This is a genomic window from Acinetobacter sp. 197 (assembly GCF_048148385.1).
GTDB classification, from domain to species: Bacteria; Pseudomonadota; Gammaproteobacteria; order Pseudomonadales; family Moraxellaceae; genus Acinetobacter; species Acinetobacter pecorum.
Genome location: NZ_JAYWZK010000005.1, coordinates 199414 through 210932 on the forward strand (window position 1 = coordinate 199414; position 11519 = coordinate 210932).

Sequence of the window (11519 nt, forward strand, 5' to 3'; positions counted from 1 at the left end):
GCATGTGATGACTGATCTCAGTTTAGGGCGTCATGCCAATGACCCGATTAGACCACTGGAGCAACCTGCGGCAGAGATCAATCCTGCTACAGTGCTTGGTGCCGAAATTATCATTGAACAGCTGCACAAATTTTACGGTTCGGTCAAAGTTCTGCAAGACCTGGACCTGCATATCCAGCCAGGTGAATTTCTGGCGATTGTCGGTCGCAGTGGTTGTGGTAAAAGTACCTTATTGCGCCTGATCGCTGACCTAGAAAAACAGAGCTATGGCGAAATCAAGTTTAAGTCCGCCCGGCATATTCGTGAAGGCATTACTGCAGATGATATCCGGGTGATGTTTCAGGACCCTCGCCTGTTGCCCTGGCGCAGCATCGAACAGAATGTGCAACTCGGTTTACCGAAGGAGCAGCATGCCAAAGCTTCGCAAATGCTGGAAAAAGTCGGCCTCAAAGAAAAAGCTGGACTCTGGCCTTCACAGCTTTCCGGAGGACAACGGCAACGTACCGCCTTGGCGCGGGCATTATCGCATCAGCCGCGTATTCTGCTGCTGGATGAACCACTCGGCGCCCTGGATGCCCTGACACGACTGGAAATGCAAAGCCTGATTGAGCGTCTCTGGACCGAACAAGGTTTTACCGCCATTCTGGTGACCCACGATGTCAGTGAAGCCGTGCAATTGGCAGACCGGATTATCTTGCTGGACAAAGGCCATATTGCCAAAGAGTTTAGGGTTAATTTACCTCGTCCCCGGCAAAAAAGTGTCAAATTTGCAGAACTGGAACAGCAGGTCCTAAAAGCGGTTTTAGCAACCTGAAGCTTGGATCAAACCCAAAATCACACAGGGTTACGGGTTTGATGCTTAAAAATTATCTTAAGTTTAATCCGATATACTTCAATTTCCGTCCTTTGAACTTCGCTCTCCTCTGTCATTTAGCAACAAGACCAATAAGAAAATGAAATATTTTCAGAAACTTGAATTTTATTTGTGTGGACGGATCTAGCCTGTTTTAAATATTAATCTAGAGAATAAATCATCATTATTCAAAAAATTAGCCTGTGACTGTGTGCACAAATCTGATGATTTGCCGTACAATTAAAGATTCCCTTTTTTTAATTGTTTTTATATTTGCTAATGGAACAAAAAAAGAGCACTCAAAAGCGCAATCAGCTGCTAAATGCTGCACTAGATGTATTTTCCCTATATGGTTTTAGTGGGGCAAGTCTGGATGAAATCGCACAAATTGCAGAAATGCATAAGTCGAATATTTTCTATTATTATGAAAATAAAGAAGCCTTGTATGTCGAGGTATTAACCACCGTTCTACAAAAATGGCTGGCGCCTTTACAAACCCTTGAAGCAGAACTTGAACCTGAAGAAGCGATCACCAATTATTTGATGCAAAAAATTGAAGTGTCGCGTACCCAGCCTAAAGCATCGCGTTTATTTGCTTTAGAAGTGATTCAAGGCGCACCGCATATTCTGGAGATTTTAAAAGGTCCACTGAAAAAATTGGTGAAGCGCAAAGCTAAAGTGATTTCCAACTGGCAGGAACAAGGCAAAATCTCTGCGAATATTGATCCTGAATTACTGATTCTGAATATTTGGGCCATCACCCAAAACTATGCAGATTTCTCTATCCAGATGGAAATGGTCACAGGTAAAACCTTGCGTAACCGCAGCATGCAGCAACGCATTATCCAGCATACGGTAAACATGATGTTATATGGCGTGATCCCACGTAAGGATCAATAAGCGCACTTATGATTGGCATACGGCCATAGCTCCTATGGTCGCCGAGCAAACTTGAGCCTCCCTTTTATTTTACCATTCGATATAAATCTAATAACTTCCTCGCACCCAGCAACAGATTCTCTTCCCAGTCCAGATGCGCAGTTTCATTGGCACCATCACTGATATATTTGACTGAAATCAGGCGAACACCCAGTTTTTTACAGACTTTTGCCAAAGCATAGCCTTCCATATCAACCAGATTACACGTGACTTTCGACATGCTGGTTTCAAAACTGTCACCTGTCCCGCAAATCCCTTTCGGCAAATGTTCAAAGAACGATTCCAGCTCAATAGCACCCGGGAAATGCTGATCCATCGGCGTAACGCCGATTTCAAAACCGAGTGGTGAAACATCCATATCACGCTGTACAAACTGGCTCACTTCAATCAGTTCATGTGCATTAAAATGCGTACTCCCTGCTGTACCCAGGTTCAGTAAGGTAGTGCAGCCCGTCTTCTGAATCACTTCAAAGGCTTTAAAGGCTGCATTAATTTTGCCAATCCCGCTGTAATGTACTTCAATACCTTCTGCTTCAAACAAGCCTTTGGACTCATTCGGAAGTGCCATAATTAATGCAATTTCTTGACTCACAATCGTCTCCTGCGCTGTATGGCAGTGATATACCATAAAACAGCAGCACAAGGCAGCCTGAGTTGCATCATTTTAGATGCCCAGTCATACAGGGAATTGCATTCTTATTTTTCTGTGGCCTTCGCAATTTGCTGCTTTTGCAAATACTGTTTAAGGCAAGGTGAAAAGATTAAATTTCCATGGTAAAAACCCGCTGCCGTTTTAGTTGCAACCAGTATCCATAACATGACTAATACACCTCCCAGTGCATAAGCAACCGCATATAAAAATTGAAGCTCTAGTGCGGCAGCTAGATTAAATATCGCCAAAGTAAATACACCGATTGGAAAGGTGAGTCCCCACCAGCCCAAGTTAAAGGGCAACTGCTTTCTGGCATGAGATAAGGTAGTCAATAAGGCGATACCAAACCACCAGACAGCAAAGCCAAGCAGGATTAAGGCACCCATAATACCCACCTGTTGTAAAAACAGCCCCAGACTGTATTGATCTATCACTGCCAACACTTGCGGTGCCTGATGACCCAGTAATAACAATGCCAATGCACCTGTACCAATTGGCCCAAGGGCAAGCCAACTGCTAATGGCCATTTCTTTTTCAGGTAACTGATGTAAAGCCAGACGCAACATTAAAATGCTCAGAATTCCAAATGCAGGCAGAACTGAAATTCCCCACAGCATATAGCTGCCGAGTAGAATCATGACGCTCTGTTGAGTTGGCTCCTGATGGGCCAATAACAATCCCCCACTACTTGCAGCAACCTCACATGCCACGATGGGCAGCAACCACACTGCTGTCATGCTTTTAAACTCATGCTTCTGCCGGCTATACATAAAAAATGGCACGGCCCACGCAATCAGAACCGCAAGTGCAACATCGACATACCAAAGTAGTCCTGCAATCTGTACGGCAATATCGCCCATTTGAACAATACCAAATTTAAGAAAGCCATTGATGATTGTGGCAAGCCCCATCGGGATTGCACCCAAAAATAAACTCATATTTGGATGCTGAAAAATCTGTTTGGCTTCAACTGGGTAATAAATCCAGCGCAGTGCATAAAGACTCAGGAAAGCAACAAATAAGATGATATTCAAAAGCCAAAGCCCGGCACCCATTTGCCAGAAAAGCTCAGATGCCAGCGGAGATTCTGCGATGATTAAAGCGACAATACCGGTACCCATGGTTACTGTGAACCAGTTCGGTGTGAACTCACGGATCAGGTCAGAAACTCGATTTAAATCGGCAAATGGCTTTTTCATCAGCTTCACTCTGAAAGGATGTTAGAACCATCATACGAATAATTGAATATAAATTAAATTGATTAATATTCATTTTTATTATCAATTTAATTGATTATAAATTCATCATTGCATTAATTTTATTGTCTAAAAACACAACAACAAGACGAAACGCTGAGATTATGGCAATATATAGCCTCTCGAAATTTCTAAGCACTTGATTTGCCCATGCAGCTGCTCCGTCTAAATGCTTTAGCGTCTCATTCCAAGTTACCCAAAACTGCCGTGACTATCGGTAATTTTGACGGCGTGCATTTAGGTCATCAGGCCATGATCCGTCAGCTGCAACAGGTGGCCAAAGCACAGGGTTTAAAATCTGTAGTAATGATTTTCGAGCCACAACCGCTTGAATACTTTAAAGGTTATGAAGCGCCACCGCGTATTTCATCACTGCGTGAAAAAGTTGAATACCTGACTGAACTGGGTGTGGACTATATTGCTGTGGCAAAATTTGACCATAGCTTTCGCAGCCTGACCGCAGAAGCCTTTGCGGATATTTTAAAAGAAAAACTCAATGCGCAGCATCTGGTCTTGGGTGATGATTTTCACTTTGGTAAAAACCGCCAGGGTAACAGCGAATTTCTGCGCAATTATGGCTTTGAAGTCACCAATTTAAATACCATTGCTCTGGATGGTGAACGGGTCAGTTCTACCCGGATTCGCCAGACTTTGCTCGCAGGTGATCTGGCTCTGGCCGCACAGCTGCTGGGCCGTCCTTACAGTATTACCGGGCGGGTACAATATGGCGATCAGATTGGTCGAACCCTTGATTTTCCGACCATCAATATCCGCCTCAACCGTCATAAGCCCTGCCTGAAGGGGATTTATGGAGTTGATGTTATTTGCGAAACCTTATCCTTAAAAGACAAGGTAAAAGCTGATTCTGCAGCGCAAACCGGTATTGCGGGTTATGACCCAACGGCCCTGTTTGGGGCAGGTCATGTCGGCACCCGTCCAGCCATTAAACAAGCGCATCCGCAATGGCGATTAGAAGTACATTTTCCAGATGTTTCTGCTAATCTGTATGGCCTGTTGATGCGGGTGACGTTCTTAAACTATTTACATGGCGAAAAGGACTATCCTTCGCTTGAAGCGCTAAAAGCCGGAATTGATGATGATGTCGAGAAACTGCTTGAGTTTCGTCGAAATCACCCCACTTTTCCCTTTTAATATCCCATATTTTTATTGTAAAACGTGTCAGTGACATAAACTGATTAGATTGGAAGACGACTTGCATGAGCGATAAGCAAACTCCTGAAAATGCAGTGGACTATAAAGCCACGCTGAACCTCCCAGGTACTGACTTTGCAATGAAGGCAAATTTGGCAGTACGTGAAGCGAAATGGTTAGAAGAGTGGTATGCCGACAACATTTATCAGCAGATTCGTGCATCGCGTATTGGCAAGAAAAAATACGTGCTTCATGACGGCCCTCCTTATGCCAATGGTCAGATCCATTTGGGCCATGCAGTCAATAAAGTTTTAAAAGACATCATTATCAAAAGCCGGGTCATGGACGGGTTTGATGCGCCGTATGTACCGGGCTGGGACTGTCATGGTCTGCCAATTGAACTGAAAGTTGAAGAGAAAGTCGGCAAAGTCGGCGTGAAAGTCGATGCTTCAACTTTCCGTAAAGCCTGCCGTGAATATGCCTACACACAAGTTGAATTACAGAAGAAAGACTTCGTACGTATGGGCGTGTTCGGGGATTGGGACAATCCGTATTTGACCATGAACTTCAAACAGGAAGCAGACATCGTACGTTCGCTTGGTGCCATTGCCAAAGCCGGCCACATTGAGCCGGGTCTGAAACCGGTGAACTGGTGTCTGGACTGTGGTTCATCATTGGCTGAAGCAGAAGTGGAATACGAAGATAAAAAATCCGACGCGATTGATGTTGGTTTTACCGTTGTAGATTTAGCTGACTTATCTGTACGTCTGGGTGTAGAAGTTAAAGACTCAACGGACATCGTGATCTGGACCACGACACCTTGGACGCTACCTGCCAACCAGGCCGTTGCCCTGCATGCAGAGATTGAATACCAACTGGTGAAAGCAACAGGCGAAAACAAGGTTGCACAAAACCTGATTTTAGCAAAAGATCTTGTTCAATCTGCCTCTGAGCGTTATGGCTTTGAAGCATTTGAAGTCCTTGCTGACTTTAGCGGTAGCAAACTTGAAAACTTACAATTACAACACCCTCTGATTACCGACCGTCAAGTTCCCGTTATTTTAGGCGAACACGTGATTGCAACCAGTGGTACAGGTGCCGTTCATACCGCGCCGGGCCATGGTGTAGACGATTATAAAGTTGGCCTGATTTATAACCTTAAAGTAGACAACCCAGTCGGCGGAAATGGTGTGTATTTACCAACCTCGCCAATCTTTCCAGGCGAGCATATCTACAAAGCCAACCCCAAAATTATTGAGACATTGACTGGAGCAGGCAAGCTTTGGGCACATGTCGTCATCAAACATAGCTACCCACACTGCTGGCGTCATAAAACCCCAATTATCTTCCGTGCGACACCACAATGGTTCATCAGCATGGATGCCAAAGGCTTACGTCAAGGCGCATTAAATGCGATCGAAAATGAGATCAGCTTTGTGCCGGACTGGGGTAAAAACCGAATTCAGGCGATGATCGAAGGCCGTCCGGACTGGTGTATCTCGCGTCAACGTACCTGGGGTGTACCAATCCCGTTCTTCGTGCATAAAGACACTAATGAATTGCATCCACGTACACCTGAACTGATCGAAGAAGTCGCGAAACTGATCGAACAGGAAGGGATTGACGGCTGGTACAACCGTGATGCATCTGAGTTCATCGGCGATGATGCTGAACACTACAACGCGGTACGCGATACGCTGGACGTATGGTTTGACTCGGGTACAACACACTTTGCGGTACTTCGTGAACGCGAAGAACTGACTGATCCTGCTGATTTATATCTGGAAGGTTCTGACCAACACCGTGGCTGGTTCCAATCGTCTTTGTTAACGTCGATTGCGATCAATGAACGTGCGCCATATAAAGGTCTGCTGACCCACGGTTTCGTGGTCGATGAAAAAGGCCGTAAGATGTCAAAATCAATCGGTAACGTCATCACACCGCAAGACATCATTAAAGATATGGGTGCAGATGGCTTACGCTTCTGGATCGCCTCTGCGGATTACCGTTATGAAATGACGGCTGGTAAGGAAATCTTTAGCCGTGCCTCTGATGGTTATCGCCGTATCCGTAACACCTTGCGTTTCTTGTTGGCAAACCTGAATGGCTTCAAACCGTCTACCGATGCATTGCCAGTCGATCAGTTGATCGCACTGGATCAATACATCCTGCAACGTGCAGCTGAGGTACAGAAAACTGTTCAGCAAGCCTATGAAGATATGAATTTCCATATCGTCACCAGCGCCTTGACTAACTTCTGTATTAATGACCTGGGTGGTTTCTACCTCGACATCATCAAAGACCGTCAGTACACCACCAAAGCAGACTCACAAGCACGTCATTCTGCACAAACTGCGTTGTATCACTTGGTACAGGCATTCGTGCGCTGGATGGCACCGATCTTGAGCTTCACAGCACAAGAAGCTTGGCCATTAATTCCTGAGCAAACAGAGAAATATGTGTTTACTGCGGAATGGTATGACATTCCTGTAGCGACTGAAGCCAACATCGTGACAGAAGCGGAATGGCAAACCCTGATTGCGGTGAAATCTGCGGTGAACAAGTTTATCGAAACAGCGCGTACTGCGAAAACAGTGGGTTCCAACTTGTCAGCCAAAGTTGAACTTTGGGCGTCGAACGAACTGAAAGCGGTACTTGATAAACTGGGTGACGAACTTCGTTTCGTATTGATTACGTCACAAGTGCTGGTGAATGAGTTTGATGCAGCTCAAGGTGAAGCATCTGATCTTGAAGGTCTTCACGTGAAAGTTTCTGCGGCAGATGGCGAAAAATGTGTACGCTGCTGGCATGTTCTTCCAGATGTGAATACACATAGCTCACATCCGGGACTATGCGGCCGTTGTATCATTAACCTTCCTACAGGCCAAGGCGAAGAGAGAAAATATGCCTAATACCCGCACGAAAAAGGGCTTATTCCAGTTCTATCCACATAATTTATGGTGGATTGGACTGGCCATTCTGGCGATCATTCTGGATCAATGGACCAAATGGATTGCAGTGACAAATCTGAATTATGCAGATCCTGTTCCTGTACTGCCCTTTTTAAATTGGACACTGCTACATAACTATGGCGCTGCCTTCAGTTTTCTGTCCGATGCCGGTGGTTGGCAACGCTATTTCTTTACTTCACTGGCAGGTTTAGTGTCTGTGGTCTTCGTGTTTTGGCTGATGCGTATGCCAAAAGACATGAAAATCTTGCCGCTGGCGATAGCCCTGATTCTGGGGGGTGCCATCGGTAATCTGATTGACCGGATCAGCCTCGGCTATGTGGTCGATTTTATTCATGTGTATTACCAGAACAGCCACTTCCCTGCTTTCAATATCGCAGACAGTGCCATTACTATAGGTACTATTCTGATGCTGATTGATACCTTTTTCTTAGAAAAACATCGAATTCAACGGGCGCAAGCACAACATGACTGATTTTATTCATCCCAACGAAGAAACCCGGGTTGCAGACGGTTCTAAAGTCGAGCTGCACTTTTCTGTCGCAATCGAAAATGGCGTGGAAATTGACAATACCCGTAGCCGTGAAGAACCGGTCAGCCTGGTGATTGGCGATGGCAATCTACTGCCTGGTTTTGAAAAAGCACTAATTGGCTTACGTGCCGGTGACCGTCGCACGGTCAGCCTGCCACCAGAAGATGCTTTTGGGCCATGGAATCCAGAAAACATCCAGAAATTTGACACGGTAAAATTTGGAGAACGTCCGATCGAAGGTCACATGATCGAGTTTGAAGACAAAGCCAAGGCCACCCTGTATGGCGTAGTCAGATCAGTCAATGATGATATTACCGAAGTGGACTTTAACCATCCATTGGCAGGCAAGAACATCACCTTTGAAGTGGAAATCTTTAAAGTGACACCTGCTGGCCAGCAAGGCGTTAAACTGATGTAAAGTTTCAGCTAATTGACTGATTTAAAAAAGCTCCTTCGGGAGCTTTTTTATGTTCCGGATACAAATCATCTCTAGTCACCTTTCTGAAATCTGATTAATTTAATTTGATGATTAAGACCCTGAAAAAGGACTAAACATGAAAATTTATATTGTGGTTGGGAGCGTGCGTGAGGGGCGTACTGCCATTAAAGTAGCGCATTGGGTACTGCAGGAAATTAAAAGTTATACCTTTAGCACTTTGGAAACTGAAATTGTCGATTTAAAAGAATGGGATCTTCCGCTATTTGCCGGCGCTCACCCTCCCCTGACCGGGATTTATGATCAGCCCAAACAGCAAGAGTGGGCAGACAAGATTGCGCTTGGCGATGCCTTTATTTTTGTCACGCCTGAGTATAATCATGGCTATAGTCCAGCTCTGAAAAATGCACTGGACTATCTCGGCAAGGAATGGCAGGGCAAACCGGCAGCTTATATTGGTTATGGTGCGACCAATGGCTCACGTTCGATTGACCAGATTCGTCAAGTGGGTACTCAGCTTGGACTGATAGATACTAATGCTGTCATCGAAATCCGGGATATTTTTGCACGGAACAAAGATTATTCCTTCCAGGGCAATGAATTCGATAATAAAAATTTAAAAGCTGCTGTAGATAAACTGATTCGGTATGTCAGTGCCTAATGATTAGACGGAAATCCTGTACGTTTTAGCCTACATACAGCGCAGTATTTGGCGGCTATTCCTCACTTTTCTGCAAGGCTATAGTGAATGCATAGACAGACAGGAAGTCTGCAAAGCGATACCACAACAATAAAAAGCGCAAATCAACAGGACGTTGACAGATTAGACAGGAGTCAGATCTGAGAAGCAAATCCAGAAAAGCCTCAACAGGATGTTGAGGCTTTTTTGTTTTAAACGATTTGTTTTGGCTTGAATAGTCATTTCTCAGTATCAGACATCAACCTGAAATCAGAGATAGAGCCCATCGGCAGCTTACAATCTCGAGATTTTCCAGTTTCCGGATGATATTTATCTTAGCCCCATATCTTTAAAAAGCGGATTAAGGTGCTGTCATTTTTAACAGGTTGACTTGCGGACCATCCTCAATGACCCATAACGAACCATCCTCTGCCTGGGCAGCCCCACGAATCCGTTCTTTCATATTCAGACGCTGGATTTCTTTTACTGGGGTCTGAGTGGTATCTACAATCACGATTGCCTTGGAAGACAAACCGGTTACAATTACCTTATTTTTCCATTGTGGGAAGATATTCGCAGTATAAAACAGCAAATCTGAAGGAGAAATTACTGGTGTCCAGTCCAGTGCCGGAGCTTCGAATTCAGGACGGCTACTGTGGTCGGGAATGGGCTTGCCATCATAATGATCGCCATTTGATACTAAAGGATAGCCATAATTTTTAGCCTTGATAATCTTGTTCAGTTCATCACCGCCTTTCGGTCCCATTTCAATGACCCAAAGCTGCCCTTTGGGATCAAACGCCATTCCCAGAGGATTACGGTGTCCAAGACTCCAAACCTGCTGGGCAATTTTACCCTGATTCATAAAGGGATTATCGGCAGGAATTGAACCATCCTCATTCAGACGAATAATTTTACCGGCATTGGATTGCATGTCCTGTGCAGGATCAAATTGCTGACGTTCCCCCGAACTGATCCATAACTTGCCATCCGGCCCGAATACAATTCGGTGCGCATAATGCCCCTGACCCGAAAATTTGGGTATTTGTGTCCAGATCCGTTCAATCTGTTTCAATTGGAGGGTAGGCTGGCTCAAATCAAGTTTGCCACGAATGACCACAGCACCATATCCACCTTGACCCTTTTCAGCATAACTCAGATATACCCACTGATTCTTTGCAAAATCTGGATGTAAAGCAACTTCACCTAAGCCGCCTTGGCCTCCATACGCAACCTGAGGTATGCCTTTCACCTCGATTTTTTTCTTATTTTTGGGATCAAAGAGCTGCAATTTTCCTTTACGCTCAGTAATCAGCAGCCGGCCATCGTTTAAGGTGGCAATTGCCCAAGGTTCATTAAATTGAGCAATCTGTTCAACCTTATATTTTTGCATGCTTGAAGAGACTGAATCGGATGCATGAGTAGCTGGAGAAGTCTGTTGAGCAGTCTCAGAATTAGAGGAGGAATTCTCTGCATGACAGGCAGTAAATGCCAAAGCACAGCAACTAAGTAAAATTTTTATTTTAAATTGCGATAACATTATCTTCTCCATACTGATTTATTGTCCAAATTAACATCAAGATACAGAGTTTCTGGTCTAAATTCAGCATAGAAAAGTAAATAGATATATTTAAAAATTATAAATAGAATTTATTTTAATAAAGAATGAGTGTCTAAGCTTTCGACTAAATTCCCCCCATAAAAAAACACCCCCGGCCTTTAGACCGGGGGTGTTTTGAATAATGAGCTGGCGATGACTTACTCTCACATGGGTAATCCCACACTACCATCAGCGCTAAGAGGTTTCACTTCTGAGTTCGGGAAGGGATCAGGTGGTTCACTCTTGCTATGGTCGCCAGCACAACTGTTTATGACTTTGCGTTTGGTCTTATTTAGATGCCAAGGCTTGGTCAAATGAGTTATTAACAGAGATACTTGAGTTAAATTAGGTTGTCCATTTTATCTAGCTTTTCAACTAAATCAAGTTTGATCGTTTGATTTCGAATCAATTGAGCGTTATACAACAACTGTTTGGGTGTTGTATAGTCAAG

At 44.4% G+C, this 11519-nt stretch carries 10 protein-coding genes and 1 rRNA gene; 7 read left to right on the forward strand and 4 right to left on the reverse strand.

The genetic code is table 11. The annotated features are described in order from the left end of the window. Nucleotides 1-7 precede the first annotated feature (7 nt). Nucleotides 8-814 (forward strand): ATP-binding cassette domain-containing protein, encoded by an 807-nt coding sequence (locus tag VXQ11_RS07210; RefSeq protein WP_144724117.1) that lies wholly within the window; start codon nucleotides 8-10, stop codon nucleotides 812-814. A gap of 318 nt (nucleotides 815-1132) precedes the next feature. Beyond that, a complete protein-coding gene (locus VXQ11_RS07215; protein WP_064095150.1) occupies nucleotides 1133-1753 on the forward strand; it encodes a TetR/AcrR family transcriptional regulator in 621 nt (206 codons plus the stop codon). A 64-nt stretch (nucleotides 1754-1817) separates the two neighbouring features. On the opposite strand, the gene VXQ11_RS07220 is transcribed toward VXQ11_RS07215, so the two are convergent. Together VXQ11_RS07220 and VXQ11_RS07225 are read right to left on the reverse strand one after the other, a co-directional pair. After that, nucleotides 1818-2384 (reverse strand): 5'-nucleosidase, encoded by a 567-nt coding sequence (locus tag VXQ11_RS07220; protein ID WP_171254895.1) that lies wholly within the window; start codon nucleotides 2382-2384, stop codon nucleotides 1818-1820. 104 nt (nucleotides 2385-2488) lie between these two features. Continuing rightward, nucleotides 2489-3643 (reverse strand): TDT family transporter, encoded by a 1155-nt coding sequence (locus tag VXQ11_RS07225; RefSeq protein WP_416705739.1) that lies wholly within the window; start codon nucleotides 3641-3643, stop codon nucleotides 2489-2491. Nucleotides 3644-3850: 207 nt separating this feature from the next. On the opposite strand from VXQ11_RS07225, the gene ribF reads away from it, so the two are divergent. The 5 genes from ribF (at nucleotide 3851) to VXQ11_RS07250 (ending at nucleotide 9450) form a co-directional block, all read left to right on the forward strand. Then, nucleotides 3851-4852 carry a bifunctional riboflavin kinase/FAD synthetase gene (gene ribF / locus VXQ11_RS07230; protein WP_416705740.1) on the forward strand — a complete coding sequence of 334 codons (1002 nt, stop codon included), beginning with the start codon at nucleotides 3851-3853 and terminating at the stop codon, nucleotides 4850-4852. 65 nt (nucleotides 4853-4917) lie between these two features. Then, nucleotides 4918-7764: an isoleucine--tRNA ligase gene (gene ileS / locus VXQ11_RS07235; protein ID WP_416705741.1), complete on the forward strand. Its 2847-nt coding sequence runs from the start codon at nucleotides 4918-4920 to the stop codon at nucleotides 7762-7764. Continuing rightward, nucleotides 7757-8296 (forward strand): signal peptidase II, encoded by a 540-nt coding sequence (lspA, locus tag VXQ11_RS07240; RefSeq protein WP_416681608.1) that lies wholly within the window; start codon nucleotides 7757-7759, stop codon nucleotides 8294-8296. Before ileS ends, lspA begins: the two co-directional genes overlap by 8 nt. Then, nucleotides 8289-8771 carry an FKBP-type peptidyl-prolyl cis-trans isomerase gene (locus tag VXQ11_RS07245; protein ID WP_064095155.1) on the forward strand — a complete coding sequence of 161 codons (483 nt, stop codon included), beginning with the start codon at nucleotides 8289-8291 and terminating at the stop codon, nucleotides 8769-8771. The genes lspA and VXQ11_RS07245 overlap by 8 nt, the downstream gene beginning before the upstream one ends. A 136-nt stretch (nucleotides 8772-8907) precedes the next feature. Further along, nucleotides 8908-9450, forward strand: a complete 543-nt coding sequence (locus tag VXQ11_RS07250) for an NADPH-dependent FMN reductase (protein ID WP_416705742.1) — start codon at nucleotides 8908-8910, stop codon at nucleotides 9448-9450. Nucleotides 9451-9829: 379 nt separating this feature from the next. Here the strand turns inward: VXQ11_RS07250 and VXQ11_RS07255 are convergent, their stop codons facing one another. Then, nucleotides 9830-11008 carry a PQQ-dependent sugar dehydrogenase gene (locus VXQ11_RS07255; protein ID WP_416705743.1) on the reverse strand — a complete coding sequence of 393 codons (1179 nt, stop codon included), beginning with the start codon at nucleotides 11006-11008 and terminating at the stop codon, nucleotides 9830-9832. Between the two features lie 205 nt (nucleotides 11009-11213). Beyond that, nucleotides 11214-11328, reverse strand: a 5S ribosomal RNA gene (gene rrf / locus VXQ11_RS07260). Nucleotides 11329-11519 lie beyond the last annotated feature (191 nt).